The sequence below is a fragment of the Kineosporia rhizophila genome (genome assembly GCF_021277265.1).
Classification (GTDB): domain Bacteria; phylum Actinomycetota; class Actinomycetes; order Actinomycetales; family Kineosporiaceae; genus Kineosporia; species Kineosporia rhizophila.
In genome coordinates this window covers 24,331-49,543 of record NZ_JAJSOH010000031.1, presented here as the reverse complement: position 1 = coordinate 49,543, position 25,213 = coordinate 24,331, and the positions used below count along the sequence as shown (strand labels likewise).

Sequence of the window (25,213 nt, the reverse complement as noted above, 5' to 3'; positions counted from 1 at the left end):
GCTCTGAGGATCCGGGGCAGGTCAGTTGGTGTCCTGCTGGTCGGCCTCTTCGGCCGGGTTGTCGGCGTCGGGGTTCTGCGGCGCGCCGGTCTCCCCGTCGGTGGCGGTGGGTTCGGCGCTGGACTCCGCACCGTTGCCGCCGTTGCCCCCGTTGCCCTTCGTCTTCTGGGGCGTGGGCGTGGCCGAGGGCGTGGGGGTGGCCGCCGGGGTGACGTCGGCGTAGTCGCCCTCCGGGGGCAGCACCGGAACGTTCAGGTCGACCCGGCCTCCGCTCTCGGTGGAGGCGGTCATGCCGGTCACGTCGCCCGGGGGGACGGCCAGGCCGCTGATCGACACCGGGGTCTGGTTGCTGCCCGGGCCGAACTGGACGGTCTGCCCGGCGCCCACCGCGACGGTGGTCTGGCTGGGCTGCCCGGACTCGCCGACGGCGGCCTGCAGATTGACCCGGGCGTCCTGCTCTCCCTGGTTGACCACGGAGCCGATCAGCTCGGCGTCCCCGCCCTGCTCGGCGCCGATCACGATCAGGTTCCGCAGCAGCACCTGGCTGCCGGGCAGATCGGCGTTGATGCCGTCGGACGGCGGGTACGGGTCCTTGATCGTGGCCGGGTTCGTGACCGAGCAGCCGGTCAGGCCGAGGGCGACGGCGCCGGCGGCAAGGGCGGTCTTGGCGGCGACAACACGGGTGCGCTTCACGGCGCTGGCCTCCTGCGGATTCGTAAGTGCGGACGAAGCCTATCGGGCGCCGGTGGGCCGTCTGAGGCAACCCCACGCCATGCCGTCCGGATACTTCTTCGGCTGCTTCCGGGCGTGGCCGGAGCCCTCCGCACCGGTGGTCCGCAGGTCCTTGCATCGGCCCGGCGAACACGGACCGTGATCGCCCGAAACCGCGCAGTGTCGCATCTTTTTCTCCGGGCGTATCCTGGTTACGCCTCTGACCTGCGAAAATACTGAAGATCCGCTAGTCGCTGCCAAGCAGGACGTGGTAGTCTGTTGGCTGGGAAAGGGGATACTTACACATGGCTTTCACGGTCGGCGAGACTGTCGTTTACCCCCATCACGGGGCGGCGCTCATCGAGGAGATCAAGACCCGTACTATCAAGGGTGAGGAACGTCAGTACCTCGTCCTGAAGGTTGCTCAGGGAGATCTGACCATCGAGGTGCCGGCGATGAATGTCGACCTCGTCGGTGTCCGGGACGTCGTGGGCCAGGAAGGCCTCGACCGGGTGTTCGAGGTGCTCCGCGCCCCCTACGCCGAGGAGCCCACCAACTGGTCCCGCCGGTACAAGGCCAACCTGGAGAAGCTCGCCTCCGGCGACGTCGTCCGGGTTGCAGAGGTCGTCCGCGACCTCTGGCGCCGCGACCAGGACCGCGGTCTTTCCGCAGGTGAGAAGCGCATGCTGGCCAAGGCCCGGCAGATCCTGGTGTCGGAGCTGGCGCTGGCCGAGCACACCAACGAGGACAAGGCCGAGGCCCTGCTCAACGAGGTCCTGGCGTCCTGATCCACCGGCCGCCGCACCCGGCGTCCACCGGACCGCACCGGTCCGGAAGATCCACGTAATGCATTGAACCGGCGTCCTCGCCGAAAATCGGATCACCGGGTTCCCCGGCGAATCAGGTCCGGTCTTCGAAGAGGACGCCGGTTTTTCTTTTGTCATTCCGAAGATCAGACGGCGGCCGGTGGCGCAATGTTCCGAAGATCTTCTCGGGCCCGGCACACCCGTCCGGGTGAATAGTCCCCGAAACCGCCCGCAGATCGCGGATTCGTGATCCGGGCGCCGAATTCTCCTTCTCCAGTCGAGGTGCAGTTCCGATGTCCACGGCATTTGTCGCCCTGATCCGGGCCGGTCAGGTTCCGGCCGCCCCCCTCACCGACCTCCCGGACGTGATCGCCGTCCACGCCCTGCGGGAGCTGGCCACCTGCCCTGAGCCGGACGAGGCCTTCGCCGTCGTGCTCGACCCGCCGCTGTCCGCCGCCGGGCAGTCGGCCCGGGTCGCGGCGGTGCTGCAGACCCTGCGGGCGGTGGGCGTGGAGGAGCCGGAGGGCGGGCTGGTGGTCACCAGCGTGCGGCCGGTCACCGACACCCTGAAGCGGGTGGGGCCGGGCGGGGCGCTGGCGGGCACGGCCGACCGTGAGCACCACCGGTTCGTCACCGTGCCCATCGCGGCCCGGCTGGGGGTGCTGCGGCAGGCGCTGGCCCAGGAACCTCAGGTGGAGTCGGCCGGCGAGATCCTGGCGGCGCTGACCGCGGCGGGCGCCACCGTGGTGGCCGCCGCGAGCTGAAGGCCGGTCAGCGCGGGAGCAGCGCCTCGGCGCGGGACATGTCTTCAGCGAAGGTGACCTTCAGGTTCTCCTGGCTGCCGGGCACGGCAACCACCTGGACACCGGGCCGGCCCTCCAGGGCGGCCGACGTGTCGGTGCCCTCGGTGCCGTCGCGCAGCGCCTGGGCGTAGGCCTCGAGCAGCGGGGTGGCCCGGAAGGCCTGCGGCGTCTGCACCCGGTGCAGCGTCTCGCCCTGGGCCGGGGGGCTGAGCCGGCCCGCCTCGTCGACCGCCCAGGCCTCGGCCTCGGGCAGGGTGGGAACCGCGCCTCCGTTGGCCGCGGCGGCCTGGATGACGGTGCGCAGGAGCTCGGGCCCGGCCAGCGGGCGAGCGCCGTCGTGGATGGCGACGACCTGCAGGGAGCCCGCGCAGATCGGCCAGGACAGGTGGTCGAGCGCGTTCTGCTCGGAGGCGTGCCGGGTGACGCCGCCGTGGATGATCTCGACCGGCAGACGGATGCCGGCGGCGGCCACCGCCTCGCGGGCCGGCGCCTCGTCCTGCGGGCGGATCACCAGGACCACGCGGCCCACCTCGGGCACCGCGTCGGCCCAGGACAGGGCCCAGGACACCACCGGGCGGCCGCCGAGCGGCAGGTAGACCTTGTTCTGGCCGGCACCCACCCGGGTACCGCTGCCACCGGCCAGCACCACGAACGCCGCGGCGCCGGGAGGGCACACGGGCCCGGTGGAAAGGGCGGCTACCGGCTCGGTCACGGTTCTCGATTCTAGATGGTCCACACTTGCGCCCGTGAGTGAACCTTCAGCCAACGACCGGTTCGGCCCCGCGGGGACCGGGCCGAACACCCCGGCCGGCGGTCTGCCGCGCACCGGGCTGGGCATCGACGTGCACGGTTACGCATCCCCGGACTCGGACCGGGTGCTCTGGCTGGCTGGTCTGGAATGGCCGGGGGAGCGGGCCCTGGACGGGCACTCGGACGCCGACGTGGCGGCCCACGCGGCCTGCGACGCGCTGCTGTCCGCGGCCGGGCTGGGCGACCTGGGCTCGCAGTTCGGCACCGCGCAGCCGGAGTGGGCCGGGGCGGCCGGGACCACGCTGCTGGCCGAGACGGCCCGGCGGCTGGGGGAGGCGGGCTGGCTGATCGGCAACGTGGCGGTGCAGGTGGTCGGCAACCGGCCCAAGCTCGGCCCGCGCCGCGACGAGGCCCAGGCGGTGCTGTCCGCGGCCTGCGGGGCGCCGGTGACGGTCTCGGCCACCACCACCGACGGGCTCGGCCTGACCGGCCGGGGTGAGGGCGTGGCGGCGATCGCCACCGCCCTGGTGGTCCCGCTCGTCAGCCGGGGCTGAGCAGGCCGGGTAGCCTTGACCGGTGAACCTCAGACTGTTCGACTCGGCTACCCGGCAGGTACGGGACTTCGTCCCGATCGTCCCCGGCAAGGCGGGTATCTACGTCTGTGGTCCCACCCCGCAGAGTTCGCCCCACCTCGGGCACGTCCGGGCCCAGGTCAACTTCGACGTGCTGCGGCGCTGGCTGGAGTTCCAGGGGCTCGAGGTCACCTACGTCCGCAACGTCACCGACATCGAGGACAAGATCCTGGCCAAGGCCGCCGAGGCCGGCCGGGAGTGGTGGGCGCACGCGTTCCTGTACGAGCAGGAGTTCACCGCCGCCTACGACTCGCTGAACATCCTGCGGCCGACGGTCGAGCCGCGGGCCACCGGTCACGTCATCGAGATGGTCGAGCTGATCCAGCGGCTGATCGAGGCCGGGCACGCCTACCCGGCGGCCGACGGCTCGGGCGACGTCTACTTCGACGTGCGCTCGTTCCCCGAGTACGGCGCGCTCACCCGGCAGAAGGTCGACGACATGGAGGCGGCGGCCGACGCCGACCCCAACGCCCGCAAGCGCGACCCGCGGGACTTCGCCCTGTGGAAGAGCGCCAAGCCCTCCGAGCCGGCCACCGCGTCCTGGCCCACGCCCTGGGGCCGGGGCCGGCCGGGCTGGCACCTGGAGTGCTCGGCGATGGCCACCCGCTACCTGGGGGCCGAGTTCGACATCCACGGCGGCGGGCTGGACCTGCGCTTCCCGCACCACGAGAACGAGCTGGCCCAGTCCCGCGCGGCCGGTGACCCGTTCGCCCGGTTCTGGCTGCACAACGCCTGGGTCACCATGGCCGGCGAGAAGATGAGCAAGTCGCTGGGCAACACCATGACCATCGCGGCGCTCACCGAGCAGGTCCGCCCGGTGGTGCTGCGCTACGTCCTGGCCACCCCGCACTACCGCTCGAACATCGAGATCAGCCCGGAGTCGCTGGCCGACGCCACCGCGGCCTACGAGCGGATCGAGAACTTCGTGCAGCGGGCGACGGAGAAGCTCGGACCTGACTTCCCGGTCGGGTTGCAGGTGCCGGCGGCCTTCACCGCGGCGATGGACGACGACCTGGGCGTGCCCGCGGCCGTGGCGGTCCTGCACGACACCGTGCGGGAGGGCAACAAGGCCCTGGCCGACGGCGACGCCGAGCGCCTGAAGCAGCTCGGGGCCGAGGTCCTGGGGATGACCGATGTGCTCGGCCTGAACCCGCTGGACGAGCGCTGGAAGAGCGCGGGCACCGCCGGCAGCCAGGAGTCGAAGGCGCTGGACGTGCTGGTGCGGGCCGAGCTGGACGCCCGCGCGACCGCGCGCAAAGAAAGAGATTTCACCACTGCGGATGCCATTCGCGACCGGCTGAGTGCAGCCGGGGTGGTCGTCGAGGACACGCCGCAAGGCGCCCGCTGGAGTCTGGAGGCCGGCAGTGCCGGGTAATTCGTCGCGCAGGGGGGCCACTCGCAGGCCCGGATCGAAGAAGGGCGCGACCGTCGGATCCGGCGGGCAGTCCCGTAAGCGCCTGGAGGGCAAGGGCCCCACGCCCAAGGCGACCGATCGCGAGCACCACCCGGCCGCCCGCCGGGCCCGGGCCGCAGAGAAGAACAGCGGTACCGGTAGCAGCCGCCCCTCCACCGGGGGCGGTAACCGGTCGCCGCAGAAGCGTTCCTCGGCGAACACCGCCGAGATGGTGGCCGGGCGCAACCCGGTGGTCGAGGCGCTGCGTGCCGGGGTGCCGGCCAAGGCGCTCTACGTGGCGGCCCGGATCGACAGCGACGAACGGGTCCGGGAGGCGCTGAAAACCGCCACCGAGGCCGGTCTTCCGCTGCTCGAGGCCTCCCGCACCGACCTCGACCGGCTCACCAACGGCGCCGTCCACCAGGGCATCGCGCTGCAGGTCCCGCCGTACGAGTACGCCCACCCGGACGACCTGCTCGAGCTCGCGGCCGACAGCGGAAGGCCGCCTCTGCTGGTGGTTCTCGACGGGGTCACCGATCCGCGCAACCTCGGCGCCGTGGTGCGCTCGGTGGCCGCCTTCGGTGGTCACGGGGTGATCGTGCCCGAGCGCCGGGCGGCCGGGATGACGGCCACCGCGTGGAAGACGTCGGCCGGGGCCGCGGCCCGGATCCCGGTGGCCCGGGTGTCGAACGTGAACCGGGCGATCGAGTCGCTCAAGAGCGCAGGCTGTTTCGTGGTCGGCCTCGACGCCGGCGGCGACGTGCAGTTGCCCGGGCTCGAACTGGCCACCGGCCCACTGGTTCTGGTGGCCGGGGCCGAGGGCAAGGGGCTTTCCCGGCTGGTGCGGGAGAACTGCGACGCGATCGCCTCGATCCCGATGATCGGCGGCACCGAGTCGCTCAACGCCAGTGTGGCGATGGGCGTTTCGCTGTACGAGGTTTCCCGACTGCGAGCCGAGTAGACCAGAACTGAAACTGGGGACGTCGGTGCTCACCGACGTCCCCAGTTTTCAGTTCGTGGTTCTAGGGGAGGGGATCGACCACGACCGGCATCTCCTGGGTGTCCACCCCGAGCACCGCCTGCTCGTCCGGCCGGTGCACCAGCACGTTACGGATGTAGCTGGCGACCGCCTCGTCGAGACCCGCGTCCCGCCCGCTGTTCTCGGACAGGTACCAGCCGTGCTCCAGCACCTCGTGGAAGATCTCGGCCGGGGCCAGTTTTCCGCGCATCTCGAGCGGCACCGCGCGCACCACCGGCTCGAACCGGCGGGCCAGCCACTCGTGCGAGATCACGTCCTCGTCCACGCCCTGCCGGTCGGTGGCGGCGCGATAGGTGTCCAGGTCGTTCAGCAGCCGCCGGGCCTGGTTCTCCTCCACGTCCAGCCCGGTCAGGCGCAGCAGCCGGCGCCGGTGGTGACCGGCGTCGACCACCTTGGGCTGGATCTCCAGCGAGGTGCCGGTGACGTCGGTGTTGATGTTCAGTTCGCCGACGTCGAAGCCCAGGTCGTTCAGCCGCCGGATCCGGGCGTCCACCCGCCAGCGGTCGCCGCGGCCGAACGCCTCCTTGGCGGTCAGTTCGGCCCACAGCGTGCGGTAGCGCTCGATGAACGCGTCCGAGGTCTTCACCGGGTCCAGGGCCGCGTCGAGGAAGCCGCCGGCCTCCAGGTCCATCAGCTCACCGGCGATGTTGGTGCGGGCCAGGTCGAGGTCGTGCTCGCGCTGACCGCGCGAGAGGCTGTCGTAGAGGTCACCGGTCTCGGCGTCGACCAGGTAGGCGGCGAACGCGCCCGCGTCCCGCCGGAACAGGGTGTTCGACAGCGAGACGTCGCCCCAGAAGAAGCCGCTCAGGTGCAGACGCACCATCAGCACGGCCAGGGCGTCGATCAGCCGCATGGCCGGCTCGGGACCCATGCTCTGCGAGAACACCGCGCGGTAGGGCAGCGAGAACTGCAGGTGCCGGGTGAGCAGCACCGGGTCGAGGTCCTCGCCGTGCTCGTCGGTGCGCCCGGTGATGATGCCCAGCGGCTCGACCGCGGGCAGACCCAGGCGGCGCAGCAGGCGCAGCAGCCCGTACTCGCGCCGGGCGAACTCCTCGGTGATCTCCTTGGCGGCGATCACGTTGCCGGAGAGCTGGACGAAACGGACGATGTGCCGCGAGATACCACGCGGCAGGGTGGCCAGCCGGTTGGCCGGCCAGTTCTCCAGCGGGACGTCCCACGGCAGGTCCAGCAGGGCCGGATCCGGTGCCGCGGAAGTGATCTGGAGTGTTCTGGTGGCAGTCATCTGAAGGGGGACCCCCGCCCGCAGGCGTCGGGGCGCCGCACCGGCCAGGTACGACGCCCCAACTATGAGCAGTGCCCGAGATCAGGCCTCGATGCGAGCGCCCGACTCGGTGTTGAACAGGTGCGTGTGGCCTTCCTTGGCCTTGAGGTGGACCGTCTGGCCCTTCTCCGGGGGACGCCGCCCGTCGACCCGGGCGATCACCGGAAGGTCGGTGCCCTCGCTCTTCAGCGTGCCGTGCAGGTACGCGTCGGCGCCGAGGACCTCGACCAGCTCGACCTGGACCGGCAGACCGTGGTCGGCCAGGGACAGGTCCTCCGGGCGGACGCCCAGCGTGACCCGGCCACCGGTGCCGCTCAGCGTCGACTCGGCGATCCGGTAGACCTCGTCGCCGAACTGCACGCCGCCGTTGGTCACCGGCAGGTTGAGCAGGTTCATCGCGGGCGAGCCGATGAAGCCGGCCACGAACGCGTTGTTCGGGTGATCGTACAGCTCACGGGGCGAGCCGACCTGCTGCAGGAGACCGTCCTTCAGCACCGCGACCCGGTCACCCATGGTCATCGCCTCGGTCTGGTCGTGGGTGACGTAGACCGTGGTGACGCCCAGACGCCGCTGCAGCGACGCGATCTGGGTACGGGTCTGGACCCGCAGCTTGGCGTCCAGGTTGGACAGCGGCTCGTCCATCAGGAACACCTGGGGCTGGCGGACGATCGCCCGGCCCATCGCGACGCGCTGACGCTGACCACCGGAGAGGGCCTTCGGCTTCCGGTCGAGGTACTCGGTCAGGTCGAGGATCTTGGCCGCCTCGGCCACGCGCTGCTGGATCTCGGACTTGGCGACGCCGGCGATCTTGAGCGCGAAGCCCATGTTCTCGCCGACCGTCATGTGCGGGTAGAGCGCGTAGCTCTGGAACACCATCGCGATGTCGCGGTCCTTCGGCGGCATCTGGGTGACGTCCCGGTCGCCGATCAGGATGCGTCCCTCGTTGACGTCCTCCAGGCCGGCCAGCATGCGCAGCGAGGTGGACTTGCCGCAGCCCGAGGGCCCGACCAGCACGAGGAACTCGCCGTCCTCGATGTGGAGGTCGAGCTTGTCCACGGACGGCTTGGTGGCACCCGGGTAGACGCGGGTTGCCTGATCAAATGTGACGGTGGCCACTTTGCCACTTCCCTTCACCGGCAGGAACGTGCCGGACGATCCGAGTGGAGGGTCGACCCGAGGCCGCAGGCGCCGGGTCTTGCCGATTGTCGCCGGACCCGCATCAGGCCCGGATGGAACGTATGACCAGGCGCCGCGGGGGCGTCTTCGGCCACGGAGTACATCTAAGACCGCGGACCGCCCCGGCGCATAGGGGTAGTAGGTGTCATCTGCATCCCACTCGATCGGCGAGGCGCCGCGCGTGACGGAGATGACACAGTAGGTCGCGGCAAGCCTGGCCGTGAGGTGCGGAACCCGCCTTTCGCCCAGAATGTCCCTTTGGAATCCGAAGCGGACCAGCATGGAGACCGGCCGATGGCGACAGCCCCCCGCGCCCGACTCGCCGACATCGCCGCCCAGGCGGGAGTGAGCGAGGCCACGGTGAGTCGTGTCCTGAACGACCGCGCCGGGGTGGCCGAGGGCACCCGCGAGGCGGTGCTCACTGCCCTGGACGTGCTCGGCTACGAACGGCCGGTGCGGCTGCGGCAGCACTCGGCCGGCCTGATCGGGCTGATCGTGCCCGAGCTGGACAACCCGATCTTCCCGGCCTTCGCCCAGGTGATCGAGTCGGCCCTGGCGCACCACGGCTACACCCCGGTGCTGTGCACGCAGACTCCCGGCGGGGTGCGCGAGGACGAGTACACGCAGATGCTCACCGAGCGCGGGGTGGCCGGGATCGTCTTCGTCTCCGGCCTGCACGCCGACACCTCCGCCGATCCCGGGCGCTACGTCGCCCTGCGCCGGCGGGGCCTTCCGATCGTGCTGGTCAACGGCTTCGTCGAGGGCCTGGACGCGCCGTTCGTCAGCAACGACGACGTCACCTCGATGGACCTGGCGGTGAATCACCTGGTGGCGCAGGGGCACCGGCGGATCGGGCTGGCCCTCGGCCCGCGCCAGTTCGTGCCGGTGATCCGCAAGATCGACGGTTTCCGGCAGGCCATGCTCCGGCACCTGGGGCAGACCGACGTGGACGAGCTGATCGAGTGCTCGCTGTTCAGCGTCGAGGGTGGGGCGGCGGCCGCTCACCGGCTGATCGACGCGGGGTGCACCGGGGTGGTGTGCGGCAGCGACCTGATGGCGCTCGGGGCGATCCGGGCGGTGCGCGACCGGGGTCTGGACGTGCCCGCCGACGTGTCGGTGATCGGGTACGACGACTCCCCGCTGATCGCCTTCACCGATCCGCCGCTGACCACCGTGCGGCAGTCGGTGCAGGCGATGGGGGCCGCAGCGGTGCGGGCCCTGCTCGACGACATCCACGGCAATGCGCGGGCCGGCGCGCGGGGCGGTCACCGCGCGTTCGCTCCCCGCACCGAGTACCTGTTCCGGCCTGAGCTGGTGGTGCGCGGTTCGACCGGTTCTGTCCCGGCTGAAGCTCCGCCATCGGAGTGAGGGTGTGATCCCGGACACGTCCGGGGGTTCCCCTTCGGGCAGTGCTCACCTACCCTGAGTGAGCGGGCAGCGTCGGCCCCCGGCGGTCCGGAGCGTGCTTGACGTCCGTGTCTCGCGCCCGGGTGACAGCCCGTCCTCGGGAGGTTCTGCGCATGCGGATCAGTGATCTTCTCCGGCACAAGGGCGCCCTGGTCGTCACCATCGCCCCCGACCGGCCCGTCACCGAACTACTCGACTCGCTGGCCACCAACGGGGTGGGCGCCCTGGTGGTGTCCGCCGACGGCGAGAGCATCGACGGCATCGTCAGTGAGCGGGACGTGGTGCGCAGACTCCAGCGCTTCGGCCCGGACCTGCTCGGCGAGCCGGTCAGCGAGATCATGAGCAAGCACGTGCGCACCTGCCCGCCGGAGACCGATCTGGACGAGCTGATGCGGATGATGACCAAGGGCCGCTTCCGGCACGTGCCGGTGGTCGAGGGCGACCGGCTGGTCGGCATCGTCAGCATCGGGGACGTGGTCAAGCACCGGATCGACGAGCTCGAGGGCGAGCGCGACCAGCTCCAGGCCTACATCACGAGCTGATCTCATCCCGGGCGCAGCTGTTTCCCAGCTCCGTGCAACGGCTACGCCTTGTCGTGCGTTTGGCCTACCGTGGTCACTATGCCGCGCGATGCAACCGCCCGCCCAGCCGGCGAGACCGGGCGGATAGGTCAGTACCGCCTGGTCCAGCGCCTGGGCGAAGGCGGGATGGGCGTCGTCCATCTCGGACTGGACCCGAACGGGAAGGCTGTCGCCGTCAAGGTGCTGCGCCCGCACGTGGCGGGCGACCCCGACGCCCGGCGCCGCCTGGCCCGTGAGGTCGCCACGCTCCGGCGGGTCCGGCACCCCCGGGTGGCCGGCGTGCTGGACGCCGACGTCGAGAGTGACGTGCCCTACATCGTCACCAGCTTCGTGCCGGGCAAGACGCTCGAGAAGCACGTGCGCGACCACGGGCCGCTGCCCCGCGGCCACGTGGCCCGGATCGGCAAGGTGATGGCCGACGCGCTGCGCACCGTGCACAGCGCCGGGGTGGTCCACCGCGACGTCAAGCCGGCCAACGTGATGCTGCTCGACGGCGAGCCGGTGCTGATCGACTTCGGTATCGCGCACGCCGCCGACGAGTCCCGGATCACCCACACCGGCCTGGTGATGGGCACCCCGGGCTACCTCTCGCCGGAGATCATCGGCGGCGACCCGGTCAGCTCGGCCACCGACTGGTGGGGCTGGGGCGCCACCCTGGCCTACGCCGCCACCGGCCGCCCGCCGTTCGGCACCGGCCCGATCGAGGTCGTCCTCGACCGGGTGCGCCGCGGCGCCACCGACCTGGACGGGGTGGACGAGGGGCTGCGCTCCACGCTCACCGCCGCGCTCTCGGTCGACCCCCGGGTGCGCCCGCACCCCGAAGAGCTGATCGCCGGCCTGGCCGCCCCGGCCCCGGCGCGGCCCACCACGGGCCCGCAGCCGCAGATCCCGGCCTGGGGCACCGGCGGTGCCTACGTGAGCCCCGACGAGGAGACGATCCGCACGCCCGGGCCCGGCGAGGAGATCCGCAAGCAGGTCAAGCCGACCGACTCCACCGAGATCCGGCTGCCCAGCCCGGACGAGGTGGCCACCATGCGCACCCCGCCGCCGAGCTTCGCCGATGCCAAGACGTCGGTGATCCCGCCGGAGTCGATGGGCGGCTCGAACGCGCCCACGCACGTCATCCCGCCGCCCTCGGGCCGGGCCAACGCGCCCACGTCGGTGATCCCGCCCGCCAACGGCGGCAACAACGACCCCACGTCGGTGATCCCGCCGTACAACCCGGCCGGCAACAACGCGGCCACGTCGGTCATCCCGCCGGCCAACGGCTCCGGGCCGAAGGCCACCCGGCGCTTCGACCCGCCTGGCAAGAACGGCCAGAACGGCCAGAACCAGCAGCAGTACCAGCCCCCCGGGCACGGTTACCAGCACCAGCCCGGTCAGCCGGGTCCCGCCAACGGTTTCGAGGCCCGGCCGGGCCAGCAGCCGGCCCGCTCCGACGACTTCCGCCGGGGCTCGGCGCCGGTGCTGGCCAAGGGCCGCCCGATCGGTGACGATCCGGACCGCCCGCAGTCGCACTACGACGAGAACGAGCACCGCGAGAACGTTCTCGAGCGCCTGCCGCTGGGCTCGATGCCGCTGTTCCTGTTCGGCCTGCTGCTCGCGCTGGCCGGGATGGCGGCGGTCGCGCCCTACGGTGCGGTGCTGGTGGTGGGGGTCGGCATGGTCGCCGCCCGCGTGGTCGACCGCACGAACACCGCCCTGATGCAGCGGCGCGACGTGCACGGCCCCCGGCCCAGCGACGGCATGGTCACCGTGTTGTCCCTGCCCTGGCGCATTCTCGGCGCGGTCATGTCCACGGTGTTCGCGCTGCTGCTGCCGCTGCTGATCGGTGTCAGCGTGGCCTTCATCGCAGCCGCGGCGCAGACCGGGGGCGCGCCCTCGGCGGCCAACCCGGGCCGGCCGATCCCGCTGGCCCTGGGCATGCTGGCGCTGGTGCTCACCGCCTGGTGGGGGCCCGGCGGCGGCCCGGTGCGGCGGGGCACCGAGAAGGTGGTCTCGTCGATCACCAGCGGCCCGCAGATCCGGATCCTCGGCTGGGCCGTGCTGGTCCTGCTCCTGCTGTCCTGCGTCATGATCCTGCGCGACCCCGGCTACGACCCCGACTGGGGCCCGCTCGAGGGCAGCACGATCGTCCAGCAGCTCACCGGCTAGAGCCTGAACCGGAAAAGCCCACCAGAAACGGCCTCTGGTGGGCTTTTTCGTTGTTCGCGAAGCGTCAGGCGGGCTGCAGCTCGTACTTCGGGCTGGGCCGGCCGAACAGGTAGCCCTGGGCGTGCTGCACCCCGATCCCGGCCAGCAGCGCGCTCTGCTGCTCGGTCTCCACCCCCTCGACGATCACGTCGATGCCCAGGCCGTTGCCCAGGCCGATCAGGGCCTCGACGATCCGGTCGCACTGCGGGTCCTCGCCCAGCCCGGAGGTGAAGCTGCGGTCCACCTTGATCCCGGAGACCGGAAGGTCACGCAGGTAGGACAGGGCCGAGAAGCCGGTGCCGAAGTCGTCCACCACGATCCGCACGCCCAGGGCGTGCAGCCGCTCGATCTCCTGCCGGGCGGCCGGGGCGGCGCTCAGCATCACCGACTCGGTCAGCTCGAGCACGAGTTTCCCCGGCGGCAGCCCGGACTCCCGCAGGATCTGCTCCACCTGGTCGGACAGGCCGGGCCGGATCATCTGGTTCGGCGAGACGTTCACCGCCACGTAGCCCGGGTCCGGGCTGGAGGCGGCGGCCCGGACCGCGGCGCGCAGCACCCAGGCGCCCAGGTCGACGATCAGCCCGGACTCCTCGGCCACCGGCAGGAAGGTGATCGGCGGCATCAGCCCACGGGCCGGGTGCCGCCAGCGCACCAGGGCCTCCCGGCCGATCACCCGCCGCCCGCTGAGCCCGACGATCGGCTGGAAGTGCAGCTCCAGCTCGTCGTCGACGATCGCCGCCCGCAGCTCGTGCTCCAGGTCCAGCCGCTCGGCGGCGGCCCGCCGTTGCGAGGTGTCCACCGTGTCCCAGCGGTCGCGGCCCCGGCTCTTCGCCTGGTACGTGGCCATTTCCGCATCCCGCAGCAGCAGCAGCGGATCGCCGGCCGGATCACCGGACAGGGCGATCCCGACGCTGACCGTGGGCCGCAGCGTGCGGCCGCCCAGGATGAGCGGTTCGTTGACTGCGGCCCGCACCCGGTCGGCGACCGCCCCGGCCTCCTCCTCGTCGGTGACGTCGTCGCAGACCACCACGAACTCGTCGCCGCCGAGCCGGCCGGCGGTGTCCCCGGCCCGCAGCGCCCCAGCCACCCGGCGGCCGATCTCGGCCAGCACCTCGTCACCGTCCTCGTAGCCCGCGTTGTCGTTGACCACCCGGAAATGGTCCACGTCGCACTGCAGTACGGCGACCCGCAGGCCGCTGCGCCGGGTGCGGTCCAGGGCCTTCTGGATCCGGTCGAGCACCAGCGGGCGGCTGGGCAGGCCGGTGAGCCGGTCGTGCAGCGTCATGTGGGTCATCAGGCCCTGCGCCTGGTACAGGTCGCTGCGGTCCTCCACCTGCACCACCAGTTGCACCGGGTGCGAGGCGGAGTCGCGGATCGGGGTGACCACCAGCGTGCCCCACAGGTGCATGCCGCCGTGCCCGACGAAACGCCGCTCCAGGCGCAGGGTGTCGGCGTCCCCGCTGACCAGGCCGGCCAGCCGGGCGCGCAGCACGTCCACGTCCTTGGGGTGCACCACGTCGCTCAGCGTGCGGGCCTGCAGTTCGTCGGCGCGGAAGCCGAGCATCCGGCACAGCGTGCGGTTGACCCGCAGGAAGCGCCCGTTCAGCGCGGTCACCGCGATCCCGATCGGGCTGTGCTGCATGGTCCGGCGGAAGATGTCCTCGCCCCCGGCCGGGTGCGGCGGGGTGTCGGGGGCGGGGGCCGGGTCCTCGGCCGGGCTGATCGAGGTGGCCACCGCCCGGGCCAGGCCGTCGTCGCCGAGCAGCGGGATCGAGGTGACCTGGAGCAGCCGGGACTGGCCGTCGACGAGCACCGGATCGGTGAAACCGCTCTGCATCTGGCCGGTCCGCAGGGCCGCCGCGCTGATCCGGTCCACCCCTGCGACCAGGGCCGGGCGGGCCCGGGAGAGGTCGATCGGGCCGGTCTCGCCGGCCCGCCGGGGCACCGGCACGTTCGGCCGGGACAGCTCGGGCGTCGGCAGGGGCAGCCCGAGCAGGTGCCCGGCCCGGGGGTTGGCCAGCAGCACGGTGCCGTCGGCGTCCTGCAGCAGGACGCCGTCCGGAAGGGCACTGAGCAGGACGCGGTGCCGGGCCTGCGACTCGGCGACCGACACCCCGGCCCGGTCGTGCCGGACGCGCCGGGCCCGGCGTACTTCTCCTCGCGGCATGACTCTCCTCATCGTGTCCCGCGCGCTCGCCAACGAGACACGGCATTCATCACCCGCAGTGTATGAACCCCTACCCCCTGTCCCGGTGCCGACACGGGCAGGATGCCGCCGGAGATGACACTTTTCGATGTCTGTCTCGTCCGGCTTTCACCCGGGCATCGACAGGTGTCCCCAAAAGTCGCGTGCGGCGCGTGCTTCCGTCTGGCGGTGGTTGCTCCGGCGGGCGCCGGTAGGGGGCTCTTGTCCGGGTTCCCTGATCGTCTCCAGGACTGGACCTAGGGGCAGGTTCAGGGAGTTCCCCGATCCGGGCCGGTGTGGGGCTGCTCATACTCGGGAGTCGTCGGGGCCAGGGGGACGGTCGGGTGCAGCACCGGCCCGATGTCACACCTGCCGAGCAGGGGAACTCGGAGGGGTCATGAAGAGCATTGCCACGTTCGTCGTCAGACACCGCTGGTGGGTGGTCGGCTTCTGGTCGGCCGCCCTCCTCGCCGGGGTGTTCGCCTCCTCGGCCGTTCCGGACCGGCTGAGTTACGACTTCTCCCTGCCCGGGCAGGAGGGGTGGGAAACCTCTCTGGAGCTCAAAGAGGCGTACGGCATGACCGGCGACATGACCGACGTGCCGGTCTACACCGCGCCGGAGGGGGAGAGCATCGCCGAGCATCGCGACGAGGTGGCGGCGATCGATGCTGCCCTCGCGCAGCTGCCGGGCGCCGAAATCGTGGGCTACGGCGGGACCGGGGACGAGCGCTTCCTCACCGACGACGGCCGCAGCACCTTCAGCCTGCTGCTGCGACCCTCGGCCGAGGGCTTCGAGGACCCGGTGGCCGAGCAGCTGGAGCAGACGCTGCGGCAGGCCGGTCAGGAGTCCGGCCTGCAGGTCGGGCTCACCGGGTACGGCCAGCTGGCGCTGGACTCGGCCGAGGACACCGAGGGCCCGAGCGTCCTGGCCGAGACCCTGATCGGCGGGTTCGGCGCGCTGATCGTGCTGCTGTTCGTCTTCGCCTCGTTCCTGGCGCTGGTGCCGCTGCTGGTCGCCGCGGTGGCGATCCTGTCCACCTTCCTGGTGGTGCTCGGGCTGACCGAGGTCACCGACGTGTCGTTCGTGGTCCAGTTCCTGGTCGCGCTGATCGGCCTGGGCGTGGCGATCGACTACTCGCTGCTGGTGGTCTCGCGCTGGCGGGAGGAACGGGCCCACGGCTCGGACAACGAGGAGGCGGTGATCACCGCCGTCCGTACTGCCGGGCACGCCGTCCTGGCCTCCGGGGTCACCGTCGCGATCAGCCTGATCGCGCTGGTCGTGGTGCCGGTCCCGCTGCTGCGCAGCATGGGCTTCGGCGGCATGCTGATCCCGTTGATGAGCACCCTGGTGGTCCTCACCCTGCTGCCGGCCCTGCTCAGTCTGGTCGGGCCACGGGTGGACTGGCCGCGCATCCGCAAGGAGAACCACGCCTCGGCGGGCTGGTCGGCGTGGGCCCGTGGGGTGGTGCGGCACCGCTGGGTGGCGGCCGGCGTGGGCACCGCCGCGCTCGCGCTGGCCATTGTCCCGGTCTTCGGGCTGCAGTTCGGTCTGACCGACTCGGACGCGCTGTCCGACTCCGGGCCGGGTCACGAGAAGCTGGTCACGCTGGAGCAGGGTGGGGTGGGCAGCGGTGTGCTGTCCCCGATCACCGCGGCGGTCGCATCGTCGAACGACGTCCCCGCGATCGTCTCCGCTGCCGAAAAGGTCGACGGGGTAAGGATGGCCGTGCCGCTGGAGCCTTCCCCGGCCGGTCTGACCGCAGTCCTGGTGGTGCCCGACGAGGAGACGGTGGACAACACCTCGGTGGCGATCGCCGACGACGTGCGCGCCGAGCTGGCCGGCCTGCCCGGCTACGAAGGGTTGGCCGGGGCGGGCCCGACCGTACAGGACTACCAGGCCGCCGTTTTCGACCGTTTCCCCTACGTACTGGCCCTGATCGCGCTGATCACCTTCGTGCTGCTGGTGCGCACCTTCCGGTCGGTGCTGCTGCCGCTGAAGGCGGTGCTGCTGAACCTGCTCAGCCTGGCCGCGGTGTTCGGGCTGGCCACCTGGTTCTGGCAGGAGGGCAACGGTTCCGAGGCAATCTTCGGGGTGAGTGCCACCGGGGCGATGGAGTTCTGGCTGCCGGTCCTGATCTTCGCCTTCCTGTTCGGTCTCTCGATGGACTACGAGGTGTTCCTGCTGGCCCGGATGCGCGAGGAGTACGACCGCACCGGCTCCACCGACCGGGCCATCGAGGAGGGCCTGGGCCGCACCGGGCGGCTGATCACCTCGGCCGCGCTGATCCTGTTCTTCTCGTTCGCGGCGCTGGCCGCCACCCCGGACACCCCGATCAAGGTGGTGGCCACCGCGCTCGGGGTGGGCATCCTGCTCGACGCCACGCTGGTGCGCATGCTGCTGGTGCCCGCCCTGGTCTCGCTGTTCGGCAAGTACAACTGGTGGTTGCCGGCCTGGCTGGCCCGGCCGCTGCTGGTCGAGCCGTCACCGTTGCGTCCCGAACCGGTCAGGAGCACACCTGAGGACGAGGGTGAGGGCGAACGCCGTCCGGTGCGGGTCGGGTGACGTTCCCGGCTTCCGGGGCGAAAACCTAGGCCTGGTCGATGCGTTCCAGCCCGGCCTGCCGGGCGGCGTCGATCGCGGCGTTCAGCCCGAAGGCGCTGACCGGCCCGATCGCCCCGGACACGGTGGGCTCGCAGTTGGGCACCGCGGCGGCGTGGTGGGCCAGCAGGCGGGCGGTCAGGTCGTAGGGGTTCGGGCCGGTCAGCGTGACCCGGGAGAGGGTTTCGCCCGAGGCGTCCTGGGCCTCGGCCACCACCATGCTCACCATCGCGCTGCGGCCGGCCGCGTCCGGTCCCTCACCGGCCTCGCGCAGCATCTGCCGGTGCTTCATCTTGGTCAGCGCCCGCCCGATCGAGAGCCGGGACGTGCTGGTGGCCGACTTCGGCAGCAGGGAGCGGCCGTTCGGGTCGGGGCGCAGCCAGCCGATGAAGACGTCCACGTCCTGCAGCCGGGGCTGGAACTGGGCCAGGGTGAAGTGCTCGGGGCCGCCGATGCTGGTGGCCGTCCGCTCCACGCCGTCGATCAGGTACGTGCGCTCGCGCCGGCCCGGCATCTCGGACTCGATCACCCCGCCGCGGCGCACCAGGCCGGGCTCGAACAGGGAGCCGGTGACCGAGTCGAGAACGCCTGCGCTGAACGAGGACTGCCCGAAGTCGCCGACCACGAAGTAGCCGATCTGCACCCGGGTGGCCTGCGGCCCGGCCTCCTGCAGGGCGGCGGCCCCGGCGATACTGCCGGGGCTGAAGCTGAAGCCGACCGAGGGCATCACCACCACCCCGGCCTCGCGGGCCGGACGGCCCCACTTCTGGAGCACGAGCTGGATGAACGGCGGCTCGAGGGCGGTGTCGAGGTAGTGGGCCCGGCGGGTCACGGCGGCCCGCACCACCCCCTCACCGGCCGTCCGGAACGGGGCGATCGCGCTGATCACCACGTCGCCCGGGTGGATCAGCGCGGTCAGCGACCCCGGATCGGCAGCGTCGGCGACCCGGAAGTCCAGGCCGCCCAGCTCGTCGGCCAGCACCGCGAGCTCGTTGCCGTCGCGCCCGGCGAGGATCGGGTCCAGGCCGCGTTCCACCAGCGCCCGGGCAGTCACCCGGCCCAGATACCCGCCGGCGCCGAGGAGAACGGTGCGCGCTGCATTTGTCACAGGGCGAAACTAGACAGCCACGCGGTTTGGACACCAGCCGAAACCGATCGTTCTGCCAGGGTTCGCCCGGCCGGGTGAGGGAACTCATAGCCGCGAAACGGGCTTTCGTGGCAGGTGGGGCAGATCGAACGGTATCTGCGCGAGTTTCGGACAAGCGTCCAAGAATGCCGCAGGAAGAATTTCCGGCCATCCGCAATCCCGACAAGTCGGGCTTCGGTTATGCTCCGGAAAATACCCTGGAAATCCACCCGGAAGACATTGATGTCCGAGCAGCGGCCAAGGTTGTCCGAGCGTCGGCAGAAGATGCTCGTGGCCCTCGGGTTCACGATCAGCGGGAGTGCGCTGCTCAGCCTCGGCATCTCGCTGGCCTTCGGCGGCCTCGACGAAGGCGCCAAGGTGGCCGACGTGATCAGTGCGGTGGTCGCGGCGGTGGGTCTGCCGGTCACCGTGCTGCTGATGATCATCGATCCGATGCCGTCGGTGCGCGTGCCCAGTCCGCGCACCGGTGAGTGGTACCGCCGGGTCGGGGGCTGGCTGACCGCGGTGGAGGTCGTGGTGCTGCCGGCCATCGGGATCGCGGTGCTGCGCCGCCCGGGCATCGACCTGTACGACGCGCTCGGGGTCGTAGTGATCCTGTTGCCGCTGATCCTTTTCTGGCCGGGAGTCGTGCTGCGTTGGCCGAGCCGGGGCGCCGAGTACCTGTTCCGCTGCATCGCCCTGCCGGTGGTGCTGCTCAGCATCACCGCTGCGGCCTGGGACGTGATGCCGTTGCCGGGGCGCGGGCCGGACGGGTGCGGCACGGCGCGGATCGAGGTGGACCAGGCGCTGCTGCCGGCCGTGCAGCAGGTCTTCGCGGCCAACCGCTCCCGGCTGGGCAGTGCCCAGGAGTGCGCCGGGGCGGTGGAGTTCGCGGCCCTCGGCAGCGACCCGCACGCGGCCCTGCGCACGGCTCAGACGCCTGTCGCCGGGGTGATCACGGCCGACCCGGCGGTGCTGCAGGGCCTGTCCGGGGTGTGGGCCGACCTGGCCGTCGGGGTCACGCCACCGGCCGGCTGGCACCTGGTCGGACAGGTGCCGGCCGTGATCTACCTGGACGAGAGCGACTACCGCACCCGCACCGCCGTCCCGTTGGCCGAGCTCGCCGAGCGCCGGATCGACCTGCACGTGCGTGACGTCACCCCGCTCGACCCGGTCGCCTCGGCCGTGCTGCACGCTGCTGCCGATCAGCGCATCGAACGCCGGCGGGTAGACCTCGGCGACGAACAGGCCTGCCTGGGCGTGGTTCTCCCGGCCGGGCTGGACTCGGCGTGCGCAGCTTCCGGCCGCGACGAGCTGGGGCTGGAAGACGCGCAGGGCAACATCATCGGCGCCGAGGTGCTGGCGATCCCGACCAACCCGGAAGGCCGTCGCACCAGCGCGAAGTCGGCCCACGCCTTCCTGTCCTGGCTGCAGCGCACCGAGGCGCGCAACCGGATCGGCCTGGTCGCCTCCACCGCCCAGCCGGCCGATGTGGCGGCACGTGCCGCAGTGCTCGCCCCCGCCGAGAAACCGCTTGAGGTAACCGTTCTGCTCGACATGTCGCAGAGCATGGGAGTGGCCGGCGACGGAGCCACCAGCCCGGGCACAGCGGCCCGGGACGGACTGCTGCAGTGGGCATCGACCAAGCCGCTCGACGCGGAAGACCAGCTCACGGTGATCCTGGCCCGCACCGGCGCCGGCGCCTCGGCCGCCCGCACGGTGAAGACGGCCGGGGCCGGGGTACCCAGGCTGAGGCTGCCGGACGTACGGCCCGGGGGAGAGACAGGGCTGGCCGAAGTGCTCGGTGAACCTTCCTCAGGGGCGCTGATACTTCTGACCGATGGCCGGAATGCGCTGCAGGAAGCGCCCATTCCGCCCGCGGCCCGCAAGAAGCTCCAGGTGGTGGTGATCGGAGCGGGTTGCGGCGGGCAGCCGGCATGGGCCCGGGAGCGCTGCCGCAGCACCGACGCCAACTCCGAGCACATCGCGGATCAGCTGACCGCCCTGATCGAGGAGGCTTAGACCGGTGACCACGGCGCAGCAACCCGAAGAGGTGGAGACCGGGCGCGGTCACCGGCGGGCCGAACCCCAGGCCAGGCAACCCGAGCCCGCCGAGAACCTCGGCGCTGGTGAGGGAGCGGGGTCTGCTGCTGGCTCGGAGCCTGCTGCTGGGGCCGGGCCTGCTGGAGAACCGGGTCTGGGTGAGGGAGTGGGGCTTGCTGCTGGTTCGGGGCCTGTCGTGGGGGTGGGGCCTGCTGCAGAAATGGGTCTAGATAAGGGAGCGGGGCCTGCTGAAGGGGCGGGGCCTGCTGAAGGGGCGGGGCCTGGGGAGCCGGGGCTGGGGGAGGGAGCGGAACTTGCCGCTGGGGCGGGGCCAGCGGGGGTTGGGCCGGCCGGAGAGTCGGACCTGGGTGAGGGAGCGAGGTGGGTCGAACAGTCGGACCCTGCTGGGCACCCGGAGCATGAGCCGGTCGAGCCCCCCTCCAAACCCCGCCCGAGCCTGGAATCTAAGCAGCCACAACCAGCAGCCCCTGCGCCGGTGAAGCCGCAACCGGCCGAAGCCGAACTGCCGCCACCCAACTCCAGCAGGCCCGACCCCGACCAAGGCCACCTCTCTGGTCAAGATCAGTCGGAGGTGGAGGGCCGGGCTGAACGGGAGGCGGTGGGTGGGGTTCCGCCGGAGGTAGTGGGTGGGCCTCAGCGGGAGGCAGTGGCTGGGGTTCCGCCCGAGGCGGCGCGCCGGGTTCAGCCAGAGGTGACTGGCGGGGCTCGACCGGAGGAGGCGGGTCGGGTTCAGCCCGACGTGCCGGGTCCAGTTCAACCAGACACACCCGGCCCGGCTCGGCCTGGCTCCCCGGCCCCAGCTCTACATGACCAGCCCGACCAGCCCGGCCCACCCAGCGAGCCCGACCAACCCGACCAGCCCGACCAACCCGACCAGCCCGGCCAGCCCGGCCAGCCCGCCCAGCCCGCTCCAGCTCAACCCGGCCGACCGTCACAGCTGTCACCCCAGCCGCCGGACACCGTCGTCTCCAGTGGCAGCCCTAAAGGCGGCGGCGACCGGCCTGGCCCGGCTCAGCCCGGCCCCGCCGATCAGCCCGGCTCGCCCGATAAGCCTGGCCAACCCAGCCGTCCCGGCCCTTCTCAGCCCGAGCAGCCCAGCCCGCCCGAACAGCCCGGCCAACCCGCCCCAACTCAACCCGGCCGACCGTCACAACTACCGCCCCAGCCGCCGAACACCGCCGTCTCCGCCGGCGGCCCCAAGGGCGGCGACCGACCCGGCCCGCCGCGCCGGGCCCTGCTGCTGGCCGTGTCCGCCGGTGCGGTCGGGGGTGGCCTGGTCGAGTGGGCCCTGCACGACCTCAACCCCACCCGCTGGATCGCTGATCGCCTGGCCTCCAACGACGGCACTGTCCTGGTCCACGGTGGGGACGACAGCAACGAGGCCCGGGACAACACGCTGGCGGTCTGGAGTGCGACTCCGAGGGCCGGCCGGGTGGGCCGGGTCGCTCACTACTTCCCGGTCGGCAGCAGCAGTGACGACCAGGCCGGGATCGTCCGCAACAAGCTCTCGGCCGCCGAGCCGGAGACCGACCTGGTGGTGATCGACCCGGAGCACCTGCCCGGTCTGGTCGAGGACCGGCTGGTCCAGGCCCTCCCGGACGCGCCGGCCCTGACTGACATGCTGCGCGACGAGGGGTGTTTCGCCCCGCTGGTCGCCCGCTGCCGAGTGGGCCAGGGAAGCCGGGCGCCGCTGTACGCCCTGCCGCTCAACGCGGATGCGCCGCTGCTGGTGATCGACCTGACCCTGTTCCCGCCGAAGGAGCGCCGGTCGGTGGTCGACCGGCTGGTCCGCTTGGAGCAGACCGCCCAGGCGGCCGAGTTCTGGCTCACCGCCCAGCGTTTCGCCGACGCCTCGGTCGGCCCGATGGAGACCCGGCGGATCCTCTTGCAGGCCGGTCCTTACGAAGGGCTGACGGTCAGCCTGGTCGAGTTGATCCACGCCTTCGGTGGTGACGTGAGGGCCGACCCCACCCTGGCCACCCCGGCCGGGCGGGCGGCGCTGAACCAGCTCAAGCAGCGGTTCCCGACCGAACAGATGTTCGCCCTGCCGACCGGGAACGACGAGGGGGACGAGAACGGCACCCTGGTGGCCGTGCAGGAGCACCGGGCCGCGTTCGCCCGGCTCTGGCCCTCGCAGTACCGCCAGTTGCTGACCGAGACGGTGGCCGAGGAGAGCGGCGGCCGGGCGTACGCCGCGGTGCGGATTCCCGGGGGAGTGCTCGGCGGGCAGGTGGTGGCGCTGGCCCACAACGCCACTGCGCCCCGGGCGGCCCTCGAGGTGGCCACGTTCCTCGCCCGGGGGCAGGGGCAGTCGCAGCTCTTCCACGTCGGCGGCTACGTGCCCACGCTGGGCCCGGTCTTCTTCGAGAACACCGTCAAGGCTCAGCTCGAGGGCATGCCCGCGGCCCTCGGCACCGCCGTGTCCCGGCCCTCGATCCGCCGGTACGCCCCCTGGAGCAGCGCCTTCCGCGAGCAGGTGCGGCTGTTCCTGCTCGGCCGGCCGATCGACGTGGAGACCGCGATCACCGGTAACCTGAAGACGTTCGTCACGGACTGACCGGCATCGGCAGTTCGTACCGAAGGAGGCCCCGCGGCCCCACCCGGCCCGGCCAGGCCGGTAGAGTCGCCCTGCACCACCGGCACGACCAGTACGAGCAACGCCCGCTTAGCTCAGTTGGCCAGAGCAGCTGTCTTGTAAACAGCAGGTCATCGGTTCGAATCCGATAGCGGGCTCCCAGCCTCACCGCCGCGCTACTCCTGCGGCCGGCGGTCGGCCGCCGCGGTGCGGCGCAGCCAGTACAGGCCCAGCACGGGCAGCACCAGCGGGATGAAGGCGTAGCCCTGGCCGAAGTTCGACCAGACCGTCTCGTCCGGGAAGTCGCCGTCGTCGAGCAGCGTCAGGATCCCGACCGCGAGCACCCCGACCAGCTCGAAGGTGCAGGTGCCCAGGGCCACCCGGCGCCAGGTGGGGCCGGGGCGGGCCAGGGCCAGCGTGGCGATCACGTAGACCACGCCGGAGACCAGCGAGAGCAGGTAGGCCAGCGGCGCCTCGTCGAACTTGGTGGCCAGCTGCACGATCGCCCGCGAGCAGGCGGCCAGGGCGAAGACGGCGTAGACGGCGACCAGCAGACGGCCCGGTCCCGAGGTACGGGTTGACTCATTCACCCGACGGTGCTCCAGATCTGAAACATCCGGGCCGTCATCACGGCCACGGCAAAGCAGACGACGAAGATGACCAGGACGCTGGTGCGCGAGCGGTCGGTCGCCGACCAGAACACCCCAGCCGGCAGGATCAGCAGCTCACTGGCCGCATAGGCGACGAAGGTGGCGGTCTCGTCCGGCCGCTCGCCCCCGGCCACCCGGACGATCGCCACGATCAGCTGGACCAGCAGCAGCACCTCGAGGGCGAGCAGCACCAGCAGCATGGTGTTGCTGGCCCGCCGGGCCCGGGCGAACAGGATCGCGCTCCAGACCGCGGTGACCAGGCCCAGGGCGATCACCAGGCCGGAGAGAATGCTGCTCACGGCAACGAACTCTAGAGGGCCGGTCTCAGCGCCGGCTCATGGCGGGTGCCTACCTCGGCGAGCGCGCCGTGTAAGAGGATGAGGCCATGTCTTATGTGGTCATCAACGTGCTGACCGTGCCGGGTGGGCGCGGCGAGGTCCTCGAGCAGCGGTTCTCCAACCGCGCCGGGATGGTGGAGAACCAGGCCGGCTTCGAGCACTTCGAGCTGCTGCGCCCGGTCGAGGGCACCGACCAGTACCTGGTCTACACCCGCTGGAAGACCCGGGAGGACTTCGACGCCTGGCAGTCCTCGCAGGCGTTCCAGAGCGGCCACCAGGGCGCCTCGCGCCCGACGAACGACGGGCCGGCGGCCACCGGGTCGAGCATCTGGGCCTTCGAGGTGGTGACCGAGGCGTGAACTGCAACCTGTGGACGTTCGTGGCCACGAACGTCCACAGGTTCTGGTTCGTAGTGGTCAGCTCTGGGGGGCGCGACCGGGCGGGAACCCGCCGGTGGCGATCGGCCCCCAGCGCTGCGGGGTGATCCGGATCAGCGACTTGCCCTGCTTGACCATGGCGGCCCGGTACTCGTCCCAGTCCGGGTGCTCGCCGGAGATGCAGCGGAAGTACTCGACCAGCGGCTCCACCGAGTCGGGCAGGTCGATCACCTCGGCCTCGCCGTCGACCTGCACGTAGGCGCCGTTCCAGTCGTCCGACTGGATGCACACCGAGGCGCTGGGGCGGCGCCGCAGGTTGATCGCCTTGGCCCGCTCGGGGTAGGTCGAGATCACGATCCGGCCCGCGCTGTCCACCCCGCAGGTGACCAGTGACAGCTGCGGGCTGCCGTCGGCGCGGGTGGTGACCAGCGTGGCCCGGTGCCGCGGACGGATGAACTCCAGCAGTTCGTCGAGTTCCACGCGCTTGGCGGTGGCAATCGTGGGCATGCCGTTCCTTCTCGCTCGG

The 25,213-nt window shown here is 71.7% G+C and carries 22 protein-coding genes and 1 tRNA gene; 14 read left to right on the top strand and 9 right to left on the bottom strand.

Annotation, left to right across the window (positions count from 1 at the left end):
• Positions 1–21: 21 nt before the first annotated feature.
• Entirely contained in the window at positions 22–693 is a 672-nt protein-coding gene (locus LWF15_RS30310; protein WP_232814394.1) for a hypothetical protein, read from the bottom strand.
• A gap of 323 nt (positions 694–1,016) precedes the next feature.
• Between LWF15_RS30310 and LWF15_RS30305 the strand changes: the two genes are divergently transcribed.
• Both LWF15_RS30305 and LWF15_RS30300 read left to right on the top strand, forming a co-directional pair.
• Positions 1,017–1,499 (top strand): CarD family transcriptional regulator, encoded by a 483-nt coding sequence (locus LWF15_RS30305; protein ID WP_231438205.1) that lies wholly within the window; start codon positions 1,017–1,019, stop codon positions 1,497–1,499.
• A 311-nt stretch (positions 1,500–1,810) separates the two neighbouring features.
• A complete protein-coding gene (locus LWF15_RS30300; RefSeq protein ID WP_232814393.1) occupies positions 1,811–2,281 on the top strand; it encodes a glycosyltransferase family protein in 471 nt (156 codons plus the stop codon).
• Positions 2,282–2,288: 7 nt separating this feature from the next.
• On the opposite strand, the gene LWF15_RS30295 is transcribed toward LWF15_RS30300, so the two are convergent.
• Positions 2,289–3,032 carry an IspD/TarI family cytidylyltransferase gene (locus tag LWF15_RS30295; RefSeq protein ID WP_232814392.1) on the bottom strand — a complete coding sequence of 248 codons (744 nt, stop codon included), beginning with the start codon at positions 3,030–3,032 and terminating at the stop codon, positions 2,289–2,291.
• A 103-nt stretch (positions 3,033–3,135) separates the two neighbouring features.
• Here LWF15_RS30295 and ispF point away from each other — a divergent pair, with 103 nt between their 5' ends.
• From ispF to rlmB, 3 genes are read left to right on the top strand one after another with little or no spacing between them, the layout of a single operon-like run.
• Positions 3,136–3,624: a 2-C-methyl-D-erythritol 2,4-cyclodiphosphate synthase gene (ispF, locus tag LWF15_RS30290; RefSeq protein WP_269811112.1), complete on the top strand. Its 489-nt coding sequence runs from the start codon at positions 3,136–3,138 to the stop codon at positions 3,622–3,624.
• Between the two features lie 22 nt (positions 3,625–3,646).
• Complete coding sequence (cysS, locus tag LWF15_RS30285; RefSeq protein ID WP_232814390.1) at positions 3,647–5,077, top strand: cysteine--tRNA ligase; 1,431 nt, start codon at positions 3,647–3,649, stop codon at positions 5,075–5,077.
• Positions 5,067–6,056 (top strand): 23S rRNA (guanosine(2251)-2'-O)-methyltransferase RlmB, encoded by a 990-nt coding sequence (gene rlmB / locus LWF15_RS30280; RefSeq protein WP_232814389.1) that lies wholly within the window; start codon positions 5,067–5,069, stop codon positions 6,054–6,056. The genes cysS and rlmB overlap by 11 nt, the downstream gene beginning before the upstream one ends.
• Positions 6,057–6,117: 61 nt before the next feature.
• On the opposite strand, the gene LWF15_RS30275 is transcribed toward rlmB, so the two are convergent.
• Both LWF15_RS30275 and LWF15_RS30270 read right to left on the bottom strand, forming a co-directional pair.
• Positions 6,118–7,377, bottom strand: coding sequence for a DUF4032 domain-containing protein (locus LWF15_RS30275; protein ID WP_232814388.1), 1,260 nt, complete (start codon positions 7,375–7,377; stop codon positions 6,118–6,120).
• An 81-nt stretch (positions 7,378–7,458) separates the two neighbouring features.
• Entirely contained in the window at positions 7,459–8,532 is a 1,074-nt protein-coding gene (locus LWF15_RS30270; RefSeq protein ID WP_232814387.1) for an ABC transporter ATP-binding protein, read from the bottom strand.
• Between the two features lie 354 nt (positions 8,533–8,886).
• Here LWF15_RS30270 and LWF15_RS30265 point away from each other — a divergent pair, with 354 nt between their 5' ends.
• The 3 genes from LWF15_RS30265 to LWF15_RS30255 all read left to right on the top strand — a co-directional run bounded on the left by LWF15_RS30265 (position 8,887) and on the right by LWF15_RS30255 (position 12,734).
• Positions 8,887–9,960, top strand: coding sequence for a LacI family DNA-binding transcriptional regulator (locus tag LWF15_RS30265; protein WP_232814386.1), 1,074 nt, complete (start codon positions 8,887–8,889; stop codon positions 9,958–9,960).
• Between the two features lie 152 nt (positions 9,961–10,112).
• Positions 10,113–10,541 (top strand): CBS domain-containing protein, encoded by a 429-nt coding sequence (locus LWF15_RS30260; protein WP_232814385.1) that lies wholly within the window; start codon positions 10,113–10,115, stop codon positions 10,539–10,541.
• Positions 10,542–10,619: 78 nt separating this feature from the next.
• Positions 10,620–12,734, top strand: coding sequence for a serine/threonine-protein kinase (locus tag LWF15_RS30255; RefSeq protein WP_232814384.1), 2,115 nt, complete (start codon positions 10,620–10,622; stop codon positions 12,732–12,734).
• Positions 12,735–12,798: 64 nt separating this feature from the next.
• Here LWF15_RS30255 and LWF15_RS30250 read toward each other — a convergent pair whose 3' ends face one another.
• Positions 12,799–14,940: a sensor domain-containing protein gene (locus tag LWF15_RS30250; protein ID WP_232814383.1), complete on the bottom strand. Its 2,142-nt coding sequence runs from the start codon at positions 14,938–14,940 to the stop codon at positions 12,799–12,801.
• A gap of 415 nt (positions 14,941–15,355) precedes the next feature.
• On the opposite strand from LWF15_RS30250, the gene LWF15_RS30245 reads away from it, so the two are divergent.
• The gene (locus tag LWF15_RS30245) at positions 15,356–17,521 is read left to right on the top strand and encodes an MMPL family transporter (RefSeq protein ID WP_232814382.1); all 2,166 of its coding nucleotides are present in this window, start codon (positions 15,356–15,358) and stop codon (positions 17,519–17,521) included.
• Between the two features lie 25 nt (positions 17,522–17,546).
• On the opposite strand, the gene LWF15_RS30240 is transcribed toward LWF15_RS30245, so the two are convergent.
• Complete coding sequence (locus LWF15_RS30240) at positions 17,547–18,665, bottom strand: saccharopine dehydrogenase family protein (protein ID WP_232814381.1); 1,119 nt, start codon at positions 18,663–18,665, stop codon at positions 17,547–17,549.
• Between the two features lie 261 nt (positions 18,666–18,926).
• On the opposite strand from LWF15_RS30240, the gene LWF15_RS30235 reads away from it, so the two are divergent.
• From LWF15_RS30235 to LWF15_RS30220, 4 genes are all read left to right on the top strand, one after another.
• The gene (locus tag LWF15_RS30235; RefSeq protein WP_232814380.1) at positions 18,927–20,705 is read left to right on the top strand and encodes a hypothetical protein; all 1,779 of its coding nucleotides are present in this window, start codon (positions 18,927–18,929) and stop codon (positions 20,703–20,705) included.
• A gap of 107 nt (positions 20,706–20,812) precedes the next feature.
• Positions 20,813–20,956, top strand: coding sequence for a hypothetical protein (locus tag LWF15_RS30230; protein ID WP_232814379.1), 144 nt, complete (start codon positions 20,813–20,815; stop codon positions 20,954–20,956).
• Positions 20,957–21,993: 1,037 nt separating this feature from the next.
• Positions 21,994–23,304 carry an extracellular solute-binding protein gene (locus LWF15_RS30225; RefSeq protein ID WP_232814378.1) on the top strand — a complete coding sequence of 437 codons (1,311 nt, stop codon included), beginning with the start codon at positions 21,994–21,996 and terminating at the stop codon, positions 23,302–23,304.
• Positions 23,305–23,406: 102 nt separating this feature from the next.
• Positions 23,407–23,480 (top strand) — tRNA-Thr (locus LWF15_RS30220).
• A gap of 18 nt (positions 23,481–23,498) precedes the next feature.
• Here LWF15_RS30220 and LWF15_RS30215 read toward each other — a convergent pair.
• Positions 23,499–23,912 (bottom strand): hypothetical protein, encoded by a 414-nt coding sequence (locus LWF15_RS30215; protein ID WP_232814377.1) that lies wholly within the window; start codon positions 23,910–23,912, stop codon positions 23,499–23,501.
• Positions 23,909–24,271: a hypothetical protein gene (locus tag LWF15_RS30210; protein ID WP_232814376.1), complete on the bottom strand. Its 363-nt coding sequence runs from the start codon at positions 24,269–24,271 to the stop codon at positions 23,909–23,911. Before LWF15_RS30210 ends, LWF15_RS30215 begins: the two co-directional genes overlap by 4 nt.
• Before the next feature lie 86 nt (positions 24,272–24,357).
• On the opposite strand from LWF15_RS30210, the gene LWF15_RS30205 reads away from it, so the two are divergent.
• Positions 24,358–24,669 carry an antibiotic biosynthesis monooxygenase family protein gene (locus tag LWF15_RS30205; protein WP_232814375.1) on the top strand — a complete coding sequence of 104 codons (312 nt, stop codon included), beginning with the start codon at positions 24,358–24,360 and terminating at the stop codon, positions 24,667–24,669.
• A 57-nt stretch (positions 24,670–24,726) separates the two neighbouring features.
• Here the strand turns inward: LWF15_RS30205 and LWF15_RS30200 are convergent, their stop codons facing one another.
• Positions 24,727–25,194, bottom strand: a complete 468-nt coding sequence (locus LWF15_RS30200; protein WP_232814374.1) for a PPOX class F420-dependent oxidoreductase — start codon at positions 25,192–25,194, stop codon at positions 24,727–24,729.
• Between the last annotated feature and the right edge of the window lie 19 nt (positions 25,195–25,213).

What these genes read in the sequence shown, in the direction of transcription:
- LWF15_RS30305 (WP_231438205.1), top strand. Translation starts at nt 1,017, where the DNA reads ATGGCTTTCACGGTCGGCGAGACTGTCGTTTACCCCCATCACGGGGCG.
- LWF15_RS30300 (WP_232814393.1), top strand. Translation starts at nt 1,811, where the DNA reads ATGTCCACGGCATTTGTCGCCCTGATCCGGGCCGGTCAGGTTCCGGCC.
- LWF15_RS30275 (WP_232814388.1), bottom strand. Translation starts at nt 7,377, where the DNA reads ATGACTGCCACCAGAACACTCCAGATCACTTCCGCGGCACCGGATCCG.
- LWF15_RS30265 (WP_232814386.1), top strand. Translation starts at nt 8,887, where the DNA reads ATGGCGACAGCCCCCCGCGCCCGACTCGCCGACATCGCCGCCCAGGCG.
- LWF15_RS30260 (WP_232814385.1), top strand. Translation starts at nt 10,113, where the DNA reads ATGCGGATCAGTGATCTTCTCCGGCACAAGGGCGCCCTGGTCGTCACC.
- LWF15_RS30255 (WP_232814384.1), top strand. Translation starts at nt 10,620, where the DNA reads ATGCCGCGCGATGCAACCGCCCGCCCAGCCGGCGAGACCGGGCGGATA.
- LWF15_RS30250 (WP_232814383.1), bottom strand. Translation starts at nt 14,940, where the DNA reads ATGCCGCGAGGAGAAGTACGCCGGGCCCGGCGCGTCCGGCACGACCGG.
- LWF15_RS30245 (WP_232814382.1), top strand. Translation starts at nt 15,356, where the DNA reads ATGAAGAGCATTGCCACGTTCGTCGTCAGACACCGCTGGTGGGTGGTC.
- LWF15_RS30235 (WP_232814380.1), top strand. Translation starts at nt 18,927, where the DNA reads ATGTCCGAGCAGCGGCCAAGGTTGTCCGAGCGTCGGCAGAAGATGCTC.
- LWF15_RS30205 (WP_232814375.1), top strand. Translation starts at nt 24,358, where the DNA reads ATGTCTTATGTGGTCATCAACGTGCTGACCGTGCCGGGTGGGCGCGGC.
- LWF15_RS30200 (WP_232814374.1), bottom strand. Translation starts at nt 25,194, where the DNA reads ATGCCCACGATTGCCACCGCCAAGCGCGTGGAACTCGACGAACTGCTG.